The sequence below is a fragment of the Maribellus maritimus genome (genome assembly GCF_022267315.1).
GTDB classification, from domain to species: Bacteria; Bacteroidota; Bacteroidia; order Bacteroidales; family Prolixibacteraceae; genus Draconibacterium; species Draconibacterium maritimum.
Genome location: NZ_JAIKLE010000024.1, coordinates 1 through 21,907, shown reverse-complemented (window position 1 = coordinate 21,907; position 21,907 = coordinate 1). Strand labels below are relative to the sequence as shown.

Annotated in this window: 20 protein-coding genes; 12 read left to right on the top strand and 8 right to left on the bottom strand. The window is 37.9% G+C overall.

Annotated elements, in window-relative coordinates; genetic code table 11:
• Nucleotides 1-26: 26 nt before the first annotated feature.
• The 4 genes from porL to porK all read left to right on the top strand — a co-directional run bounded on the left by porL (nt 27) and on the right by porK (nt 4,903).
• Nucleotides 27-953 carry a type IX secretion system motor protein PorL/GldL gene (gene porL / locus K5G00_RS19440; RefSeq protein WP_238767878.1) on the top strand — a complete coding sequence of 309 codons (927 nt, stop codon included), beginning with the start codon at nt 27-29 and terminating at the stop codon, nt 951-953.
• 15 nt (nt 954-968) lie between these two features.
• Nucleotides 969-2,579, top strand: coding sequence for a type IX secretion system motor protein PorM/GldM (gene porM / locus K5G00_RS19435; protein ID WP_262921404.1), 1,611 nt, complete (start codon nt 969-971; stop codon nt 2,577-2,579).
• Between the two features lie 3 nt (nt 2,580-2,582).
• Nucleotides 2,583-3,434: a type IX secretion system ring subunit PorN/GldN gene (porN, locus tag K5G00_RS19430; protein ID WP_238767875.1), complete on the top strand. Its 852-nt coding sequence runs from the start codon at nt 2,583-2,585 to the stop codon at nt 3,432-3,434.
• 119 nt (nt 3,435-3,553) lie between these two features.
• Nucleotides 3,554-4,903 (top strand): T9SS ring complex lipoprotein PorK/GldK, encoded by a 1,350-nt coding sequence (gene porK / locus K5G00_RS19425; RefSeq protein ID WP_238767873.1) that lies wholly within the window; start codon nt 3,554-3,556, stop codon nt 4,901-4,903.
• Nucleotides 4,904-4,931: 28 nt separating this feature from the next.
• On the opposite strand, the gene K5G00_RS19420 is transcribed toward porK, so the two are convergent.
• The 3 genes from K5G00_RS19420 to nikR form a co-directional block, all read right to left on the bottom strand.
• Nucleotides 4,932-5,885, bottom strand: a complete 954-nt coding sequence (locus tag K5G00_RS19420) for a sugar phosphate isomerase/epimerase family protein (protein WP_238767871.1) — start codon at nt 5,883-5,885, stop codon at nt 4,932-4,934.
• A gap of 149 nt (nt 5,886-6,034) precedes the next feature.
• Nucleotides 6,035-7,888: a TonB-dependent receptor gene (locus K5G00_RS19415; RefSeq protein WP_238767870.1), complete on the bottom strand. Its 1,854-nt coding sequence runs from the start codon at nt 7,886-7,888 to the stop codon at nt 6,035-6,037.
• 50 nt (nt 7,889-7,938) lie between these two features.
• On the bottom strand, nt 7,939-8,340 hold the full coding sequence (gene nikR, locus K5G00_RS19410; protein ID WP_238767868.1) for a nickel-responsive transcriptional regulator NikR: 402 nt from the start codon (nt 8,338-8,340) through the stop codon (nt 7,939-7,941).
• A gap of 203 nt (nt 8,341-8,543) precedes the next feature.
• Between nikR and K5G00_RS19405 the strand changes: the two genes are divergently transcribed.
• Entirely contained in the window at nt 8,544-8,912 is a 369-nt protein-coding gene (locus K5G00_RS19405) for an OsmC family protein (RefSeq protein WP_238767866.1), read from the top strand.
• Nucleotides 8,913-9,022: 110 nt separating this feature from the next.
• On the opposite strand, the gene K5G00_RS19400 is transcribed toward K5G00_RS19405, so the two are convergent.
• Entirely contained in the window at nt 9,023-10,000 is a 978-nt protein-coding gene (locus tag K5G00_RS19400) for an ROK family protein (RefSeq protein WP_238767864.1), read from the bottom strand.
• Between the two features lie 18 nt (nt 10,001-10,018).
• Nucleotides 10,019-11,308, bottom strand: coding sequence for an MFS transporter (locus K5G00_RS19395; RefSeq protein WP_158865328.1), 1,290 nt, complete (start codon nt 11,306-11,308; stop codon nt 10,019-10,021).
• 173 nt (nt 11,309-11,481) lie between these two features.
• Between K5G00_RS19395 and yidD the strand changes: the two genes are divergently transcribed.
• The 4 genes from yidD to K5G00_RS19375 all read left to right on the top strand — a co-directional run bounded on the left by yidD (nt 11,482) and on the right by K5G00_RS19375 (nt 14,275).
• Complete coding sequence (yidD, locus tag K5G00_RS19390) at nt 11,482-11,763, top strand: membrane protein insertion efficiency factor YidD (RefSeq protein ID WP_262921403.1); 282 nt, start codon at nt 11,482-11,484, stop codon at nt 11,761-11,763.
• A gap of 75 nt (nt 11,764-11,838) precedes the next feature.
• Complete coding sequence (locus K5G00_RS19385) at nt 11,839-12,717, top strand: metal ABC transporter solute-binding protein, Zn/Mn family (RefSeq protein WP_238767863.1); 879 nt, start codon at nt 11,839-11,841, stop codon at nt 12,715-12,717.
• Nucleotides 12,717-13,460 (top strand): metal ABC transporter ATP-binding protein, encoded by a 744-nt coding sequence (locus tag K5G00_RS19380; RefSeq protein ID WP_238767862.1) that lies wholly within the window; start codon nt 12,717-12,719, stop codon nt 13,458-13,460. The genes K5G00_RS19385 and K5G00_RS19380 overlap by 1 nt, the downstream gene beginning before the upstream one ends.
• A 2-nt stretch (nt 13,461-13,462) precedes the next feature.
• A complete protein-coding gene (locus K5G00_RS19375; RefSeq protein WP_238767860.1) occupies nt 13,463-14,275 on the top strand; it encodes a metal ABC transporter permease in 813 nt (270 codons plus the stop codon).
• A gap of 364 nt (nt 14,276-14,639) precedes the next feature.
• Here the strand turns inward: K5G00_RS19375 and nagB are convergent, their stop codons facing one another.
• Genes nagB through K5G00_RS19360 form a run of 3 tightly spaced genes read right to left on the bottom strand, consistent with a single transcriptional unit; the run spans nt 14,640 to nt 18,988 of the window.
• Nucleotides 14,640-15,422 carry a glucosamine-6-phosphate deaminase gene (gene nagB, locus K5G00_RS19370; protein ID WP_238767859.1) on the bottom strand — a complete coding sequence of 261 codons (783 nt, stop codon included), beginning with the start codon at nt 15,420-15,422 and terminating at the stop codon, nt 14,640-14,642.
• A gap of 15 nt (nt 15,423-15,437) precedes the next feature.
• Nucleotides 15,438-17,759, bottom strand: a complete 2,322-nt coding sequence (locus tag K5G00_RS19365) for a glucosamine-6-phosphate isomerase (RefSeq protein ID WP_238767858.1) — start codon at nt 17,757-17,759, stop codon at nt 15,438-15,440.
• An 8-nt stretch (nt 17,760-17,767) separates the two neighbouring features.
• The gene (locus K5G00_RS19360; protein ID WP_238767857.1) at nt 17,768-18,988 is read right to left on the bottom strand and encodes an ROK family transcriptional regulator; all 1,221 of its coding nucleotides are present in this window, start codon (nt 18,986-18,988) and stop codon (nt 17,768-17,770) included.
• 197 nt (nt 18,989-19,185) lie between these two features.
• On the opposite strand from K5G00_RS19360, the gene K5G00_RS19355 reads away from it, so the two are divergent.
• The 3 genes from K5G00_RS19355 to K5G00_RS19345 all read left to right on the top strand — a co-directional run bounded on the left by K5G00_RS19355 (nt 19,186) and on the right by K5G00_RS19345 (nt 21,787).
• Nucleotides 19,186-20,301 carry an Sb-PDE family phosphodiesterase gene (locus tag K5G00_RS19355; RefSeq protein WP_238767855.1) on the top strand — a complete coding sequence of 372 codons (1,116 nt, stop codon included), beginning with the start codon at nt 19,186-19,188 and terminating at the stop codon, nt 20,299-20,301.
• 15 nt (nt 20,302-20,316) lie between these two features.
• Nucleotides 20,317-20,988 carry a ferredoxin--NADP reductase gene (locus K5G00_RS19350; protein WP_238767853.1) on the top strand — a complete coding sequence of 224 codons (672 nt, stop codon included), beginning with the start codon at nt 20,317-20,319 and terminating at the stop codon, nt 20,986-20,988.
• Between the two features lie 82 nt (nt 20,989-21,070).
• On the top strand, nt 21,071-21,787 hold the full coding sequence (locus K5G00_RS19345; RefSeq protein ID WP_238767852.1) for a LolA family protein: 717 nt from the start codon (nt 21,071-21,073) through the stop codon (nt 21,785-21,787).
• Nucleotides 21,788-21,907: the final 120 nt, after the last annotated feature.

Genomic DNA, 21,907 nt, shown 5'->3' with positions numbered 1-21,907 from the left:
TTAAGACTAAGCGTTGGAAAACATTCATGGGATACGTTTACGGATGGGGCGCATCTGTAGTAATGCTTGGAGCACTTTTTAAACTCCAGCACTGGAATCATTCGGGACTTTTTCTAACTATCGGTTTGATAACGGAAGCATTTATATTCTTTTTATCTGCCTTCGAACCACCTTTGGAAATGCCTGAATGGAGTAAGGTTTATCCTGAATTAAGAGAGGATTATGAAATTATGGATATGGACGAAATAAGTCCAAGAAATAAGAAAGGTATTGATGAATTGTTTTCAAGCTCAGAGCTTACTCCTGAGTTGTTGGACAAAGTGGGAAAAGGTTTAAATGAGTTAAGTAATACAGCAAGAGGAATCAGCGATATTTCAGCAGCTACTCTGGCAACTGACTTATACGTCAAAAACATCGGTTCAGCGTCTGAATCAATGGGTACATTTGCGGAAATTAACAACAAAGCCAACGAGACCATAAACAGATCAGTAGGAAATCTTGCTGAATCATATATTAATACGGCAAAACAGTTGTCAGAATCAGGGAAAAGTGCAATATCGACGATGCAACAAACCGGTGAGCAGTTCTCATCTCAACTTGCCGAAGCAGGAAAAAACCTGGCAAACTCATTTGAAATGGCCTCAAGCTCGATAACCAGTGGTTTAAATACCATCGGAGAAGGTTCAAAACAGTATTCCGGCAATCTCCAGAAACTAAATCAAAATATTAATGAACTAAACAAAAATTTTGAGGCGCAGTTAACCGACACGAAATCTCAAATGGTTGCGAGCCAAAAGTTCAATAACGATCTAACTCAAATGAATGAGATTCTGGCATCTTCTGTTGATGAATTGAAGAAATATAAAGATAACGCAGAGCAATTGAATAAAAACCTGGAGGCCTTAAATACAATTTATGGCAACATGCTGGGAGCAATGAGTTATAAAAAATAATTTGAAGATTCAGTTATGGGTGCAAAAAATTGTCCGGAAACCCCGAGGCAAAAAATGATAAACATGATGTACATTGTCCTAACGGCAATGTTGGCATTAAATGTAGCCGCAGAAGTATTGGAGGCATTTAAGGTTGTGGATTCAAGCTTAATGCAAACAATGAAAGCTGTGGACATGCAAAATGCACAGGTTTATTCGTCTTTTGAACAAGCATTTATCGAAAACCCAACAAAAACAGAGGAGTGGAAAAATAAGGCGGATATCATTCGTGACGATACAAAATCGTTAATTTCATACATTTCTCAACTCAAAGAGGAATTGGTAAAGTCTTCTGGAAGTGAACCGGTTAACGAAGAAAATCCATACTCCTCTGATGGTTTTTATCTTTACACAGAAAATGGAGACACGTTACAGCTAAAAAATGAGCAGGATCTGAATGTTCCTTCAGAAATGATGATAACCCAAAAAAAGGGTGAGGAATTAAAAATTGAAATCGAAAATTTTAGAGAAACGTTGGTTGGAATGCTTTCGGAAGATGATGTAGAATTGAGAGAAACAATTCTTCAGGAACTGGAAACCTCAGATCCTCCTGTCGATCTGGCCGAGGGAGGAGAAAGCAAATCATGGGAATCTGAACATTTTGAAGATAAACCAATTGTTGCCGTTTTAACTTTGCTTTCCAAAATTCAAATCGATGTAAAAAACTCTGAAGCCAACCTCATCAAGTACCTTTATGCGCAAATTGATGCAGGTTCATTCAAATTTAACAAACTGGCGGCTCAGGTTATTCCAACTTCTAGCGTAGTTTTGCAAGGAGATGAATATGTGGCAGAAGTTTTTCTGGCCGCAGAAGATACAACTCAGCAACCCGAAATATTCATTAATGGCAGACAAATGCCAGTGATTGACGGAAAAGCAACCTACACCGCAAGTGCAAATCAAGTTGGTGAATTTAGCTGGGGTGGATTAATAAAATACAAAACACCTGCGGGCATAATTCAAAATTACCGTTTTGAACAGGACTACCAGGTTACTGCTCCGAGTGTTACAATGTCAGCTACAAAAATGAACGTATTTTATCGCGGACTTGAAAACCCATTTGATGTAGGTGGCGGTGGAATACCAAAAGAAAACCTTGAGGTTTCGATGACCAACGGGAAGGTTACTAAAAAAGGCGAAGCTTATGTTATCGAACCAACAGATTTAGACGAACAGGGGCGTCGCACAAAAGTTTCGGTATATGCAAATATAGGGGGAACAAGAAGGCTGGTCGGAACTTCAGATTGGAGAGTAAAACCAGTGCCGGACCCGGTTGCACAAATTGCTGGCCGTTCAAGTGGGGATATCCGTAAAGAAGAATTGGTAATTCAACAGGGAGTTTTAGCCGTCTTGGAAGACTTTGATTTCGATTTTGAATATACGGTTACCGAGTTTACTGTTGAAACAACAGGGGCAGGTGGATACACCAATAGATATCCTGCAACTTCAAATCGTTTTACACAGGAACAATTAAATGAATTCAAAAGGTTAAACCCACAAAGTTGGGTTCATATTACAAATATTAAGGCAGTTGGAGAAAATGGTGAATCAAGGGATCTCAATTCAATTTCCTTTAAAATTATTTAAGCTATGAAAAAGTTAGTTGTTTATATAGGAATACTAGTGTTTACATTTGCTTTGGCCGAGAAACAATCTAACGCACAAATTGTAAACGGTGCATACAAACGTACCGATGTTTTCCAAAAAAAACCAATGCCACTGCCAAGTGCTCGCGAAGCCGATATTTTTTGGTCAAAAAAAGTGTGGCGTATCATCGATTTGCGTGAAAAGATGAATCTGCCGTTGTACTATCCAACCACAGAAATGGGCGGTAAGGTGAATTTGATTACGCTCCTTCTCGAAGGAATTAAAAACGGACAAATTACACCGTACGACGCGAGACAAGATGATGACTTCAAAATACCTATGACCTACGAACAGGTGGAGGAATCATTTGGTGCAGAAGCTTCTACAATTGAAAGACGAAATTTTGACACCGGAGAAATGGAGAAAGTCACTATTGAAGGTGAAATACGTCCAAATGAAATAAAACAGTACATGGTTAAAGAAGAATGGTACTTTGATAAACAAAGCTCTACTCTAAATGTACGTATCGTTGGACTTTGCCCGATCCGCGAATACGTTCGTGAAAATGATGCCTCAGGAGAAGTGCAGCGCCAGCAAATTTTTTGGGTATATTACCCCGAAGTTAGAGATTTACTCGCAAGCAATTTGGTTTTGAATCCAAATAATGATGCAAGCCAAATGTCTTTCGATGATCTTTTTATAAAAAGATACTTCAATAGCTATATTACCAAGGAATCAAACGTTTATAATAACCGTGGAATCAATGACTATTTAACCGGGAAGGAAGCAATGCTTGAATCAAAAAGAATTGAAAATGAGATTTTCAATTTTGAGCAGGATCTTTGGGAATATTAGAAAATATAAAACATTCTGAAAGCCTTATGTTTTCATAAGGCTTTTTTATTCGCAAAAGCGTATAATTAAACATGCTGTTTTGCGTTAACTAATATAAAATTATAAGGGTAAAAAATCGGATGAAAAAAGCAATTCTATATATAATTCCAATTTTAGGAATGCTTTTCCATTCATGTCAAAAACCCAACCTCTATCTTCCCGGAGAAGAAAAAGTCAGCGGTGAATGGTTTGAACCCAGTCCCTTTGGAATGGCTTATATACAACGCGACAAATTCAGGATGGGACCTTCGGACGATGAAATTATGCCCATTGGAACTCCAACACGCGTAGTATCCCAGGAAGCTTTCTGGATGGATGACACCGAAATTACCAATAACGAATACCGCCAATTTGTATTTTGGGTGAGGGATTCAATAGCCAGAAGATTGCTGGGAGATGCTGATCCAGATTTCCTTATCTCTGAAGATTTTTATGGGGTTCCGCTTGAGAATCCAATACTTAACTGGGATGAAGAGATAGACTGGAAAGATCCAGACTACCAGATGGCAATGGAAGAGCTTTATATTCCTGAAGAGGAGCGTTTTGCGTACAAAAAAGAAATTGACTCCAGAAAACTTATTTATGAATATTACTGGGTAGATTACAAACAAGCTGCAAAACGAAAAAATAACTACGATTTTAAAAATCAGAGATATAACGGCGCTGTAATGCAACCAAATGGTGAGATGGTCCCGATTGAAAACCGAAGTAGCTTTTTGATGCATGAAATTGTTCCGATTTATCCTGACACTTTATGTTGGGTAAGAGATTTTGCCTATACATACAACGAACCGTTTACAATGAAGTATTTTTCACATGTGGGTTTCGACGATTACCCCGTGGTTGGAGTTACATGGAAACAAGCCAGAGCTTTTTGCCAATGGCGAACCAATTTAAAAACGGTATACAATTCGCGTTTTAAAGAAACACCCGCCCACGACTACAGACTTCCTACCGAAAGTGAATGGGAAATGGCAGCCCGGGGAGGATTGCTAAATACGATGTATCCCTGGGGAAGTTACTATACACGGAATCAAAAAGGTTGTTTTGTTGCCAATTTTAAACCGTTGCGGGGAAACTATGTCGCAGACAGTCCCACCACAACAACAGCAATGAAAGTGGGAGAATTTGATCCCAATCCGTTCGGACTATATGATATGGCAGGAAATGTAGCAGAGTGGACGAGTACAGCCTTTTATGAAGGAGCTTATGATGTTGTGAGTGACTTAAATCCGGACTTACAATATGACGCAAAACCGGACGATCCGCCTATAATGAAACGAAAAGTTATCAGAGGTGGCTCATGGAAAGACATGGCTTATTTTATTCGAACATCAACACGAACTTATGAATACCAGGATACAGCAAAATCATATATCGGTTTCCGGTGTGTCCGTACCTCATTTAGAAACGACCTTCAGAACCGCTAAGGAAGCCTGGCTAAATTTTAATAAGCCATCAATACAATCCGAATTCTCTCAATTTGTTTTTAAAAAAATCATTGTCTCGCTTTAGCCAATCGGAAATTTCATCCAGACTCATTTTTGGATTTAAACGCCCGTGTTCTGCTCCACCCAAATCATATTCATAGTGAATAGAAATCGGAGCTTCAATATTACTGGAGTTGTAAAGTTCAAGATAGTCGTCAAAATCAACCATGCCCTCACCCAGAGGAACGTTAACAAGTTCCCATTTCTCCTTTTCGGTTTTTTTCCAAATAAAATCCTTAATATCGGTCGTTTTTATCCAGGGAGCCAGGAGTTTCATCCCAAGTGACCAGGAAGTACCGCCCTCTACAATTGCATGGCGAATGTCGTACTGAACACCAATATATTGCGGATCTCTGTTTTTCAACAGGTGATACAAATCCCAAACCGGTCCACCAACTCTTGTTCCCGAATGATTCTGATAACCACCATGCACTCCAAATCTTTGATTTAGTTTCTCCAGTTTTTCGAAGGTAAATTTATATATTTCCAAATTTTCCGGAATTGATTTATCCGAATCGTAATCCAAATACCCCAAACGGTAATATTTAATACCGAGATTTGCCATCGTTTGTAAAATGTCGGTTGTCAAAGGATCGTCCGGGTTATTTATACCTGTTACAATCATTTTTGAATCTACACCGTTTTTTCGCAATGCAGCAATAGCTTTTGGCAAATCGACTTTCACATTTTTCGGCAAAACCTGTCCTCCCGGTCTGACAGTCAAATCAGCCCCGTCAAAACCATTTTCAGCAACTACTTCAGCCATTTTATAATAATCAAGAAATTGAAGACATTTGCTAAAAACATGAACTGGCCTTTTTCTCTTTTCTAAAAATAAATTTGACGAAAATGCATTATTTTTCAACGACATTCCAATCACCCCCGCTGCTGTTGTTCTGATAAAATTTCTTCTTGATTCCATATTGAACGATACGATCCTATTCCTAAACTATTTATACTTTATTGCGGAATAAGTTAATAAAATTCAAAGGAATTACATCAAAAAAAGACACTGCATTTTGTCACAAGAACTGTGCAAATCATCACCATTTTCTCTTCCCGGTAAAATGATTAGAAACTGTAGTTGATACCGCCAAAAAAAGTTGTTCCTGGCATAGTATAATATCGGTTCACCTGGTAAGTCTGGTCCAGTAGATTCTCGCCACTTACGTATAGCTTCAAACCTTTTGTAAAGTTATAAATTGCCTTAGCTTTTAGCAGTGTGTAGCTCTCTTTATTTACAACCGAAAGCGGGTCATTATCTAGATTACTGACTTGCTGAATACTTGCCATTAACTGAAATGCATCAGGACTATAATGCATACTAAAATAAAACTGATGTTCCGGTGTGGCATAAACCGGATTTTCCATATTTATATAACTGTACGTTGTGCTTAAAACTAAATTTTCAAGTACTTCAGCATTCATTGCAACCTCTATTCCTTGATTCGAAATTTCACCTGAATTCATATATTTTGGTGTGCCATTTACCGGTACCGAAGTAATCAAATTGTCGCCGTTAACTGCAAAAAAAGTCAACTCAGCACTAACTTTTTTATTCAAAAATGTTTTTAAAATACCAGTTTCGTAATTTAGAATAGACTCGGGTTTTAAATCAGGATTTTGTGGTCCCCACATAAATAATTCTTTAAGTGTAGGACTTCTGAATCCTTTTGAAATGTTTCCCTTCCACGACATTGTTTCGTCGAATTTATATGCGAATCCAACTGAAGGAATCCACTCACCTCCGTAAATACTATTATTCTGAAATCTTAAGCCGGCATTTAATGTTAATTTGTTCCAAAAGCTTTGCTGGATAAAACCATATAACCCCAACTCATTAAGTGTAGTGTCGGCAAACACAATACCTGCCCCACTCATTGCCTTTGTATTTTCCGCCATTCCACCATAATTTATATAGTCAACACCAAGCGTAATATTATTTCCTTCAAAAAGACGTAACGATTCAAAAAACTTCAGTCCAAAATTATGGTCTTTTGAATGAAAACCGTCTGTAATATCATGTTCTCCAAAATTGTAAAAAAGTTTAAGCGATCCCGATAGTTTTTCAAATTCATTCTGAACAGCAAAAGCCCAGTACCCCCGGGTAATGTCTATTGTTTCGCCAAAAACAGCGTTTAATGTATCAGGGCCAGGATCAGCAGCATCAAAGTTAGCAAGGCTAAAATCTGTAGATACATTGAGATGTTCATTAACTTTATACGCTAACTTCGTATACCCGTTGGTAATATTAAAATCAGAGTGTTCCCGATGCCCATCGGTTTGATCGTGGTTGACGGAAACAAATGCATTAAATTTCTGCTTTTTGACCCCCAGAGCCCCCATGTACTTAAGTGTATTATATGAACCATATGAAACTCGTGCATTTCCATGAATCCCTTCTTTGTTTTGTTTTTTGGTGATAATATTAATCACTCCGCCCATGGCATTGGAACCATATAAAATGGACGCAGGCCCGCGGATTACTTCCACTCTTTCCACATCGGAAGAAACATATGAATCGGGAAGAGGGTGTCCCATAATTCCCATGAATTGGGGATGTCCGTCGATTAACATTAACACACCGGTAGTTGGGTTTCCGCCAATGCCACGAATCGAAATCTGTCCGGCAGAACCAGTTGCGACCCCAAAACCGGTTATTCCTCTTTCGGTAACAAAAAGACCTGGAACTTTCCCATTTAATACAGGAAGAAGAGCAGACTCATCGGTATCTTCAATTTGCGCCCGATTTACAACTGAAACAGCCATTGGTATGCTACTGCGGTTTACTTTCACAGGAGTTCCGGTCACCACAATCTCGTCAATTTGAATTGTATCTTTTGTTATCGAAAGTTGGGCGTACGATTTTAAACTAAATAAAAATGTTACGGTCAGAACAAGGTGAAGAATGGCTTTTGTTTTCATTTTTACGTATTACTATTTTATAATTTCGTGTTACTATATGGGTAAAAAAATTATTGCGCTTTACTCATTACTAATTTTCCGTGCTGAATTCCTTTGATACTTATCAGCTTTTCAGAAACCTCAGTCAGCTTATGAGAAGGCCCTTTTACGGCAATGATTTCAAGGTAGTTTTGCTCGTTTAAATAGAATCCCTGAGAAGACAGTATCACATCTCTATATTTATATTGAATTTCGGAAGATCTTTTGAGTATATCATTTTTCTGATGACTAAAAACAAGTGTTATTGCTCCGGCTACTATGTTATCACATTTCCATTTTTCTTCCACCAAATTTTTCTCGATTAGGTGTCTTATGGCCTGCGAGCGATTGGCAAACCGGTTATCAGAAACATAACTGTCCAATGCTTCCAGTAACTCTTCATCTAATGAAACTCCAAATCTTTTTACCGACATAGTGTTATTAAACTTCAAATTCGTGTTACGAAAATATATTAAATCGAAATGAAATCAAACAGATTTAAAAAATAAACACGAACTTTTAAAACACTATAGAAAGAATTTAATTGTGTATAAAATTCAAACAATAAAAAGGGATACTTCATTTAGTCAGATTAAAATATAGCAGCAACAATAAAGACAATATATTTAGGTGAACTTTGTACGGAAAACGAACATCTGCAAAGTGGAATTACAGTCATTACCGACGCTCCAAACGACAACCGCGTAAAAGAGAATATTTTCCGCCCACTGATCTTCCGGCCGTTGCATTAGGAAATTGTATTATGACAATAATGGGAATAAAAGCACGGGACAACAATATCGACCTGAAAGGAACCACTGTTGATGTTACAAAAATTATGGCTTCCGAACCGCATCGTGTTGCAGAGATAATTGTTGACTTTTACTTCCCAAAGAAAAATTATTCCGCTGAAGAAAAACGAATTGTAGAAAGTGTGGCAGGAACTAGTCCTGTTCCTTTGAGCTTACATCCCGATTTAAAACAAACAATCAAATTTAACTGGTAAATAAATAGCTCTTTTCTTAGAATTTTTGTTTTGAAGGAGCTATATTTCAATAGCTAAAAACAAAAAAGAGCGAACTAAATGTCCGCTCTCCTCTTATAATTAAAACTGAATTATTTTTCAAGTTCTTTCCAAACCATTGCGCTCGCCCCAACAATAGCAGCGTCGCCGGGTTTTAGTTCTGATGGCAGAATTTTAACTTTGTCTTTGTACATCGGGAGCAAGTATTTCTCCATGCTCACCTTTGTCGGTTTAAAAATTAAATCCCCTGCAGCAGTTGGGCCACCAAAAAGGAATATCGCTTCCGGGCTTAAATAATGTACGGTATCAGAAAAACCTAACCCAAGCCACTCGCCTGTTTTTTCAAATACTTCCAATGCAATTTTATCGCCTTTTATTGCTGCGTCATAAATCATTTTCGAATCAAGTTCTTTGTAAGATTTATCGGCAAGCAAGCTATCATCAGCATTGTATTTAAGTAACAACTCGAAAGCAGTTCTTTTCATTCCTGATGCCGAGCAATACGCTTCCAAATGCCCTAAAGCGCCACATCCGCACGGTCGACCACCGGGGACTAACGTTGTATGTCCGCATTCTCCTGCAAACCCATCATGGCCATAAACTACCTCACCATTTACAACAATTCCGCTTCCTACACCTGTTCCCAACGTGTACATCACGAAATTCTTCATGCCTTTTGCTCCTCCATAAATCATCTCTCCAACAGCGGCAGCATTTGCGTCGTTTGTCAATACAATTGCTCCCAAAGCAGGGAAATGAGCACGGAGAGATTTTACAATATTTACTATTCCTTTGAAAGAAAGATTTGCTGCATGTTCAATTGCTCCACTGTAATAATTGCCACTTGGTGCACCAATTCCAATCCCTAAAATTTCAATTTCAGAATTAATGATTTTTAATTTTTCTACCAGGCTGTTAATAGCTATGGAAAGGTCAGAAATATATCGTTTGAAATCTCCATGATCTGGAGTTGCAATATTATCTTTAACCATAACATTTCCACCCTGATCTACAATACCAATTGCAGTATTCGTCCCGCCAATATCTATTCCAATTGAAACTTTTTTCATTCGATTCAGAGTTTTTGCTTAATCAACTTTGATGTCGGTGTTTACATTTTTACTACCAACCAAAGCGTAGAACAAGAGATAAGCAAGACCGAGTAGAGGAACCCAGTATGAAGGCTGGAAGCCAAAACTGTCGGCAATGGCATTTTGTACCAACGGAAGTAGTCCGCCACCTACAACGAGTGTCATAAAAATACCTGAAGCAGCTGCAACATATTTACCTAATCCTTCTACAGCAAGGTTGAAAATACCTCCCCACATAATTGAGGTACATAAACCTACCAGTACAAGAAACATGGCATTGATCGGAACTTCAGCAAATCCAAACGATAATGAACTTCCTGCTGCTTTAAATACAGGCATATTAACCATAGTTGATGATGGGAATAAAATGGCAGCAAGAACCAAAACCAAACCAACAAATGAAGCAACAGTTAACATCATTTTACTCGACACTTTGCTTCCTATTGATGCACCAACCAAGCGGCCGGCCAACATTAACAACCAATAAGTTCCGGCAACAGAACCTGCAATGCCTGCACCTATTCCAACCGATGGATCAGTTAACCAAAGCATCATAGTTCCGGGTACGCCTACTTCAACACCTACATATACAAAAATACCGATGGCACCAAAAATAAAATGACGGAATTGTAATGCACCTGACATCAAATTTTTTATGGGTTCTGAAGCGAACTCAATGCTTGGTTCCGGAATTCTAACTGCTAACAAAACAAAGAATACAAGAGCAAAGACTCCCAAAGCGATATACATTACCGGGAACACATCAGTAATACGTGCACTGACTGCCTCACCAATTAAAATACCTACAAAAGCAGGTGTAAAAGTAGCCATAACTGAGTTAAAAGAACCTCCAACCTGAATCAACTGGTTTCCTTTGTTTCCACCGCCACCTAAAGTATTCAACATTGGATTTACAACAGTATTTAAAAGTGTCATTGAAAAACCTGCTACAAATGCACCGATCAAATATACCGTAAATGCAGAAGTTTCACTTGCATGCCCGGACAAATATTGAATTCCAACGCCAATAAAGCCAACCGCAATGGCAATTAAGGCAGTTTTTTTGTAACCAATTCGCTGCAGGAGAAGACCTCCGGGAATTCCCATTACTGCGTAAGCAATAAAATTCGCCGCGTTTCCCAACATACCTTGAAAATTAGATGCGCCAAACTGGCTTTTCAGTACAACCCCCATTGGTGCTGCCAAGTTTGTAACAAATGCGATCATCCCGAATAACAGGATCATCATAATAATGGGTAATACATAATTTTTGTCTTGAGAACTCATTAGTTTATTCTTTAAGTTGATAATAATTATTTGAGATTTTTTCGAATCCCTCTATCGAATCGCGTAAAAATAGAATTAATCATTGTTTCCACCAACAATAAAAACATAAAAGAGAGATGTTATTTAACCAAATTAGGCTAATATTTAATTTGTAAATTTGTAGATTCAGAAAAATGAGAAAAATTGGAAACATATTACAGAAAATGCTAAGTTGGATTTTGCTGCTACCTGTGTATCTATATAAATATGGAATTTCGCCTTTAACACCAGCTTCATGCCGTCACGTTCCAACATGTTCTGAATACGCAGTGCAGGCCCTGAAAATCCATGGCCCGTTTAAAGGATTTATTTTAGCAACAAAACGTATCTCAAAATGCCATCCATGGGGAACGCACGGCTACGATCCGGTGCCGCCAAAAGAAAAAATTAAGGTTAAAAAAATGAAAGTCAAATAATAAAGGAATCTGGATGTTAGAACTAAATTTGTATTTTGTTGTTTACAATTCAACAAAATTTTGAATTAGAAAAAAATGAAGAAACTAATCTTAATATTTACAACCGCAGTACTTCTATTTTCGTGTAGTTCAAGTAAGAAAAAAAGTAACGAAGCTGAAGGTAAAAATGTAATTACAGTTAGTATTTTACCTGAAAAAACTTTTGTTAAAAGAATTGCCGGCGACGATTTTGAGGTCAACGTGCTAATACCTCCAGGTGCCAGTCCTGCTGCATATACACTGCTTCCTTCGCAATTGAAAGAAATCGCAAATTCAGCCATTTGGTTTAGGATGGGTTACATCGGATTTGAATATTCGTGGAAAGACAAAATAGAGCAAGCCAACAAAAATATGAAGGTAGTCGATCTTTCGGAAGGATTGGATCTGATAGCTGACGAAACCGAACAACACGGTGACCATGTGCATATGAACGGTGTAGATCCGCACATTTGGCTGTCACCTGCTCTGGTAAAAAAAATGGCTGAACGAATTGCTAATGAACTGACCATATTGAATCCTGAAAAAGGACCTGAATACAAGGTTAACTATTTAAAATTTGTAAAGGAAATTGACCAGCTCAACATCAAAATAAAAAACTCACTAAAAGACTATCAGGGCAAAAAGATAATTGTTTTTCACCCAAGTCTTACTTATTATGCGAGAGATTACGGACTGGAGCAGTATTCTCTGGAATCCGGAGGAAAAGAGCCAACACCGCAACATATGAAAGAAGTGGTTGATTTGGCAAAAAAAGAAAACATAAAGGTAATTTATATCCAAAGTGAGTTTGATCGCGAGCATGCGCGTGTTTTTGCCGAAGAAATTGGCGGTGAAATAATTCAGATAAGCCCACTTGACCCGGCCTGGTCTGATAATTTGATGGAAATTACCCAAATCCTTGTTGACAATTTTTGATGGAACCACTTATAAAAATAGAAAACCTGACGGTTGGTTATGATAACACACCTGTTCTTGAGAATGTAAATCTTGATATATTTGAGAAAGATTTTATAGGTGTTATCGGCCCAAACGGTGGAGGAAAAACAACACTTCTGAAAGCTGTTTTGGGATTGTTAAAACCATCAGGGGGAAAAATTACATTCCGAAAAGATATTGCAGGAAAGAAAAAACCCATTGGATATTTACCACAGGTTCGACACATCGACAGAAAATTCCCTATTACTGTATTTGATGTCGTTCGTTCGGGTTTCTTAATGAAACAAAAGGAACTTTCGTCTTCAGATCTGAAACAGAAAATAAACCGGTTGCTCGATGAAACAGGCATTTCAAACATTCGGCACAAAGCTATCGGAGAGCTTTCCGGTGGACAAATGCAACGTGTTTTTTTGTGTCGGGCACTAATAAGCGAACCTAAAATTCTTATTCTTGATGAACCCGACACATTTGTTGACAACCGTTTCGAAGGTGAATTATATAATCGTTTAATTCAGTTGAATAAAGAAATTGCTATCATTCTGGTTTCGCACGATTTAGGAACTATTTCAAGTTATGTAAAAACCATTGCGTGTGTAAACGGCGCTTTACATTATCACTTAAGCAATAACATCACACAAGAGCAACTTGACGGATACAACTGCCCCATTCAAATTATTTCGCATGGCGATATTCCACACACCATTTTAAAACACCACCATTAAAAATGAATTCTGTAATTGAATTATTTAACTACGATTTTTTTCAAAAAGCTTTTTTAGCCGCAGTTTTTGCCAGCATTTCATGTGGGGTAATCGGCAGCTATATTGTTTCCCGTCGTATTGTTTTTATCAGTGGAGGAATAACACATGCTTCGTTTGGGGGAATCGGTCTTGCATTTTTGGTAGGATTTAATCCTTTGCTTGGCGCAGTACTTTTTGCTGTTCTTGCAGCATTAGGAATTCAGTTTTTTACCAAAGTAGCCGAAATCAGAGAAGATTCATCAATTGCTATTTGGTGGTCGCTGGGAATGGCATTGGGTATTATTTTTATTTTCCTGACTCCCGGTTATACACCTAACCCTATGAGTTATCTTTTTGGAAATATTCTTACGGTAACAATTTCAGAATTATGGTGGATGTTTATTCTGAATGTGATAATCATTGCTTTTTTTACGTTGCTTTTCAGCAAAATACTTTTTGTTGCTTTCGACGAGGAATTTGCACGTGCCGCCGGGTTGCCGGTTACTTTATTTAACTATATTACCATAACACTTATTGCCCTTACTGTAGTGTTGAATATTCGCGTGGTGGGAATTATCCTTATTTTATCACTTTTAACGATACCGCAGGCAACGGCAAATTTATTTACAAATAACTTTAAAAAACTACTTATTCTTTCGTCGGTTTTTGCATTTACCGGAACTATTTCCGGTTTGTTTATTTCCTATTTCCTGAATATTCCTTCCGGTGCAGCCATAATTTTTACACTTGTTATTATTTTTGGACTATTGCGGTTGTTTAAATTTCTCCGCAAATGATTGGCCGTGCAAAAAAGGAAAAATTTTACAGTTGCAGTAAATGTGGCTTTGAATTTTCAAATTTAGATGTCCCCCGAAGTTGCAGCAATTGCTTTGCCTGCACGGGTTGTGAAATTTATATTTGCCCGTCTTGTAAAAAAGAAGTTGTTATAAAGCCAATGAAAAAAATGGGCCCGGACAAGCCATCTCCATAACAAACCAAAAAATTATTTAAAAAGATTATGAATATTTAAAAACACATTCAAAGAGACAATATTTCTTGTTTCAAATTAAAAGAAAATGTATTTTCGGAGTGTGTTTAAAACACGTCAATTCGGGATTATTCCTTAAAACTGTCTTTCCTGGAAGAAAGGCAGTTTTTGTTTTAAGCAAGCGAATCGCGAAAATATTTTACGGTACCTACTTTTAATTCCATTGTCGCTTCTTCATCGCAAACAACAATCCCGCCCGGATGCATTTGTAATGCCGATAATGTCCACATATGATTTATACCCTCTTCAACCACTTTTTGCAGCGCCCTGGCTTTTTTATAACCGTTTACCACAATCAAAACTTCTTTGGCATCCATAACAGTTTGAACCCCCACGGTAAGTGCTTGCTTGGGAACTTTTATAATGTCATTGTCAAAAAAACGTGAATTGGCAACAACAGTATCATAGTTTAAATCGACCCGTCTTGTTCGCGATGTCAACGGAGACCCGGGAATATTAAAAGCAAGGTGTCCGTCAGCTCCCATACCCCCAAGAAATAAATGGATACCTCCAACTTCTTTTATTTTCTCCTCGTAATCAGAACATTCCTTTAACACGTCTTTAGCATTTCCGTTTAAAATATGAATGTTCTTTCTTTCTATATCAATATGATTAAAGAAATTTTCGAACATAAAAGTATGGTAACTTTCAGCATGCTCCTCTGGCAAGCCAACATACTCATCCATATTAAATGTAATTACATGGGCAAATGAAACGATTCCGGCTTTATTTAACTGAATTAATTCTTGGTATGTACCCACAGGTGTAGAGCCGGTTGGAAGACCCAACACAAAAGGTCTTTTTTCGTTGGGTTGATACTCGTTTATTCTTTTTGCAATATAGTCAGCAGTCCACTTGCTTAACTCCTCATAATTTTTTTGAATAATTAATTTCATTTCGGTTTACTGATTTTAAAAAATTCCTTCCATTGATTTTTCCAGAGAAAATGCTTCTTCAAGAAACTGCTCAACATTTAATTCATGCAAATATATCATCCCGTGTGTCGCTCTTAACAATGCCGAGTCATTTTGATAAAAAAAGTTTTTTCCCAATAAAAACTGAATCTGCTTGTGTTGCTCCACCCAAACACGTTGTGCGACATCGCTAAATTTTCCATCGAGTTGGTAACTTGGAAACGATGCGTTTACCTGCGTAACGTAACACTCTGAAAACGATTTATCAAGTGTAGCTAAAGCATTTAAAGAAACAGGCACAAGAACCTCTACATCCCACGGATTATATTTAAACCAAACATTACGGTAGCCAATAATCCTCAAATTACTTAAATCTTCTTCCTTGTTCCATTCTTCAACTGCCCTTGCAATTGCCTGTAATACCTTGTAATGCGTATCTGGTCCACTTCCCTGCGGATCCATTGTTAAACTTATTACGGTTGGCTTGTATTTCCTGAATTCTTCAAGAATAGGTAAAACATCGCGCTCCTTATCGGGTTGACTCGAAGATCCGCCTCCCTGGTAAAACCCAAGTCGCCAGTGGTGAACATTTTTTACCGATATTCCGTAGTGTGCCCACACCAATTCCTCTTCAAGCTCCCGAATCATCCCCTTTAATTTCTGTATTTCAGAAGGATTTTTTCCACCGTCGTAAGTACTCTCAAGCGACTCAATAATTTCTTCTATTACCTGTTTCAGGCCTTTCTCATCTTTTATATCCCAGATTGAAACCAATGCACGAACCGCACGGTGACAAACCCCACGTCTTTTTTCATCACTATTCTGTGCTGCAATATTATCCAGGTAGTGGTAAATATCCTTGTCCCATTTAAATTTGTAACCTGCATCAAAAAAATCGGGGAAATTGATCATTTCTATTTTACCCTGATTTATTAAATCACGTGTATCAACAAGCAAATCTTTCAGAAAATGATTGGTTACCGCATTAAAGCCGGAAGTAGCCACTGCAAAATGCATCTCGTTGCTGGCATCACGCGATTGACGATTTGTTACTGGCATAATTCCCAGCATAATATCGTCGTGGTGCGGGCCGGTGTGATAATACACCTGGTTGACTTCTTTATGCATTCCACGTTTGAGCTTGACTAAAATAGAGTCAATAACACTCTGAACAGTATTCTCATTCAAATCCGGAATCCGGCGGCAATATTTGTCGGCTTGTAAGTCTTCAAGGGTCAATTTACCTCCAAACTTGTTTATCTTCCTGCAAAGGTCGATAACAGCACGTTCCGTCTTTTTATGCGTCCATGGGCCACAGTTATAAAAACATTCAATGCTATCTTCCAGTTTTACAGTAGCACTTTCAGTAAGATAAAAACGGCTGTTTTTTAATTTCTGCAGAGAAGATGCCGGATAATTTACTACTGGCTCCCGTTCCAAAGAATCTTTTATTGTATCGGCAATAGCCTCTCCTGCCGCATAAATTATTGCTTTATTTTCAGGATTAAACCGGAGTGTGCCTAAGCCGATGGTAATCACCAAACGTTTACGCGAAACCTCTATTCCGCCCAAATCGGCTGCAGTTATCGCCTGCGTTTCAAAATTGGTTTCTTTTAAACGCGTAGATGAAAAATGATCGGAGCCGCGGGTATTAAATGCAATATTCCCATCTGGCCCGATTCCGCCAAGAAAAAATCCGATCCCACCTTTTTCCCTTATTTGGTTTTCGTAATTAGTGCACCAGTTGTCTATTTTAAAAATCGATTCCTGCTGCAACTGTTCCATTTGCGTTTTTGCCTCCCTGTATCGCAAGGTTAAGTCAATGCTATAATCCGAAAAAATTTCGCTAAAATGTTTGTTTTGAGCCAATTCAATCTCATCGGAATTTATTAACAGTGCTTTTTTTCTATCAAGGCCAAACCCTTCAATGTAATACTTCTCGGCATAGTTACACAAACTGTTGTGCTGCTTCGAGCTTATGGGGTAAAACTCACCCATTTGAACAAACTGCAAGTCTTTCAAAACAGGTTTTTTAGTTGCTCCCAACCCATATTTTACAAGTGCATCCTGTGTTTTTTTATTTTCCCAATTTTCAAGAATTAGTTTTGTATAATTCAAAAAGTGCTGGGCAGTCTTCCCTGTTGGTAAACTCACAACTCCATCCGGATTTTCACTCACCCACTCCAAAAAACTCATGGCAGAAAGTAACCCTAGTTTTGGAAAACTATCAACCGGGATATATGGAATCCGTGTTGTAATTTTTTCCAATCCTGCCTCTTTAAAAAATGCCTCTTCAACTTTTGAAAAATTTAATTCCATCGTTTTATTTATTTTGAAAAAGATATTTTCTCCAATGCATAAGCAGCAGCTCCCATTGTTCCTGCTTTTGCGCCTAACTCCGAAAACTTTATTTCAGTGTCGTTGCTTATATCGCGGTTGCTAAACGTTTGAATTGCCTGTTGGATGGGAGCCAGAATAAACTGACTGGCTTCGGCAACTTTGCCGCTAACAATAATGAGTTCGGGATTAAATATCTGAATCAGGTATACCATTCCTCTTCCAAGCCAATAACCCACGTCGGTAAAAAGCGAAATAGCAAACTGATCACCTGAATTAGCCGCCTGAATTACATTTGATATTTCTATTTTGTCGGTTTCTCCATTTACAAGTTCCAATATTAAAGATGAATTTCCGTCTTTAATTCCTTGTTTAGCCATCCGCGCAATTGCAGTTGCCGAGGCGATGGTTTCCAAACACCCTTTTTTCCCGCAACTACAGAGCTCTCCGTTATCTACAATTGGAAGATGTCCAAATTCTCCGGAAAAACCCGATTTGCCATTGTATAACTTACCATTTACAATTATTCCCAAACCCAATCCCCAGTCAGCCTGAAGCATCAAAACATTCTTTTTATTTTTAGCCAGGCCAAAATACTGTTCAGCAAAAGTCCTTAATTTTGAATCGTGGTTAAAATATACCGGAATGCCAAAAATTTTGTGTAACTCTTCATACAAATCCGGGACATGTGGAAAATAGGTCTTGTTCACTCCCTTTTTCTCATTTATCAGCCCAGGCAATTCTATGCCAGCCACCAGTATTTTATCCCTTAAAATGTTACTTTCAATTACTACTTTTTCCAGCGCTTTATTTACTTCATTAAAAATGCCGATGTCAGAATGAACTTTAATCGGGAAATAATGCGGACCACTTACCTCCTCGTTGCTGGCATTAAAAATGGAGATTATGGTTCGTTTAATATTTATAGTAATTCCAACTACATAAAAACCATCTTCAACAAGACCATAAATATTGGGCCGCCGGCCACCACTCGAATCTCCACGACCAAGATCTTTTACCAAACCATCTTCGATTAACTCAATGAGCAAACTGTTAATCTTTGGTGTGCTCAGTTTTACAATCTTAGAGAGTTCTGAGTTGGATAAAGAGCCATCGAAATAAATAGCTCTTAAGATCTGTTTCTTGTGGCTGATCTTTTTCAATTCAACCGCCTGACTTTGTCCTCCGGTATTTTTAAATAGGTGTTCCATACAATTTCGTTTGCGAAGATCAGAATAAAATTTTTATTACGAAAGAATCTTTTTAAAAAAATTAAAAAGATTGCAGTCTTTTTGTTAAATTTAGCGATTCGTTTACAATTCATAAATTTTTAATACCTGATATATTTCAAACTTGAACAAAATAGCAGATATTTACTCATTCATTCAACGATTAAAGAATTGAAACTATGTGCACTAAAAAGCAAATTATACTTTGGATCTTCATATTTTTTACTGGAATTGTTTCCGGACAATCGAGAAAAATAATAAACATTCCTGATATCGCTGGCTATCAGACTTTAAAGTGCGATTTTCATATACACACCATCTTTTCTGACGGCACAGTATGGCCAACAGTGAGAATAGAGGAAGCGTGGGAAGAAGGCCTTGATGCAATTGCTATCTCCGATCACATTGAATACAGGCCTCATTCCAAAGATGTGGTTGCAGATCATAATCGCTCGTTTGAAATTGCGGAACCGCTGGCTCAACAAAAAAATGTTGTTTTAATTCGCGCAGCAGAGATAACACGCAGTATGCCGCCGGGACATTTAAATGCATTATTTATCCGAAACGCCAATTTACTTGAACGGGACGATGTTATGGATGCAATAAAAGAAGCACGCGAACAAGGCTCATTTATTTTCTGGAATCATCCCGGCTGGAAAGCTCAACAGCCAGACTCAACCGTTTGGTGGGAAGAACATACTGAATTACTCGACAATGGCTTACTACATGGCATCGAAGTTTATAACAGCAATGAATATTACCCCGAAGCGTTGGAGTGGGCAAATGAAAAGAGCCTTACCATGCTCGGCAACTCAGATGTTCATGACCCTATCGGAATGTCATATGATTTATCCACCGGGCGCAGACCCATGACACTTGTATTTGCAAAAAGCAAGACCACAGGAGGTATTAAGGAAGCATTATTTAGCCAAAGAACCGCAGTGTATTTCGACGAGACAGTGATAGGTAAATCAGAAATTCTGGAACCATTATTTTTTGCTTCACTTGCATTTAAAGACAACCCTTTAAAAATTCAGAATGGCGCAAGCAGACGAATTGAAATAACAAATAAATCAGATATTGATTATGAACTGGAGCTGGTACAACCAGGGGTGGGGTTTGATGCGCCTGAAAATGTGACCTTAAAAGCAGGTCAAATCACTCCTTTAACAATCACTGGAAATTCGGACGAAATTTCACAGGTTAAAACATTAAAAGTATATTACGGGATTAAAAATATGCTGGTTAATCCGGAGGAAAATCTAATCGTTACTTTTTCGTTTCGGAATTTATAAACGAGAAATTAAAAAATGCAGGCCAGACAACAAAATACTCCTGATAAACTAAAAGAATATACGTTAAAAGGGAATGAAGAGATCTCGCCAGGCGTCCATTTGATTTCTTTTGACCGTGATGTTGATTTTACTCCTGGACAAGTAGTAAAAATTGGAATCGAAATAAAAACACCACCGCGCATTTACAGTATTTGCAGTGGAAATCATGAAAACGAGATAAAGATTCTTTTTAATATAAAAGACGATGGCTTTCTGACGCCAAAACTTGCTGCATACATTCCCGGTGATAAGATTTTGGTTTCAAAACCTTACGGAAGTTTTCTGGGGTCAAAAGCCCCTGCCTGGTGTATTGCTACCGGCACAGGGGTCGCACCGTTTTACAGTATGTTTCAATCGGGTTTGTTTGAAAATAAAAAGCTCATTCACGGGGTAAGTTACCTGAATCAATTTTATTTTGAAGATGAGTTAGATTGGGCGCTTGGAAAAAACTATGTCCGCTGCTGTTCACGCGAATCCTCTTGCGATGTTTACCCCGGAAGAGTCACTGCCTATCTGGCCGAACAAAGTCATTTCCCAAATCAAAAATACTACATCTGCGGAAAAGCAATCATGGTCGTCGAAATTCGCGATTTATTGATCGAGAAGGGAGTTCCCTTTGAAAATATAGTTGCCGAAATATATTTTTGAGCCAATTAATAATCCCATATTTGTAACTAATATTTCGTTAGTTTTACTAATTCATGAAATCAAACTACATAACAATACGAAAATGAAAAAATCAATTTTTATACTCATTGTTTTCTTTTTGGCCTCTTCGGTGAGTGTTATTCATGCACAAAACTTAAAAGAAATTCTCGACAAACATTTTAAAGCCATAGGTCAGGAAAAACTTACCAAAGTGGAAACATATTTGGTAAAAGCAAAAGTCAACCAGATGGGAATGGAAATTCCAATGGAAATGAAAATGAAAAGACCCGATAAATTCAGGATGGAAATGGATATGGCGGGGCAAAAAATGATTCAGGCTTTCGACGGGAAAAAAGGCTGGATTGTCGCCCCATGGGTTAGCAGTGAACCACAGGAATTAAGCGGAGCAGAACTCGAACAAGCAATGGCTCAGGCTGACATCGACGGAGAACTATATAACTATGAGAAAAAAGGCCACAAGCTTGAGTTGGCAGGTAAAGAGAATATTGATGGCACAGACGTGTATAACCTGAAACTGACCGATAAAAACGGGAATATAAAAAACTATTATATCGATACTGATAAATATTTACTCAGCCAGGTAAAAGCAAGAGCCATTTCAATGGGACAAGAAGTGAATGTAACCCAGAAAATGGTGGAATATAAAGATTTTGATGGTATAAAAATGGCTACCAGGATCATCTCAACAACTCCAATGGGTGACGCCGAAATTATAATGGAAGATATAAAATTTAATCCTGATATTGCTGACAGCGTTTTTGAAAAACCAGCCAACTAATCCAGGAATAATTAAGATTAAAAACGAGGCTGTCCCAAAAGTCTGATTATGTATTTGAAGAGTTGAGTATTTGAAAAATTTCTCAGATACCTACCCGAATACAAAATCCTTTTTGGACAG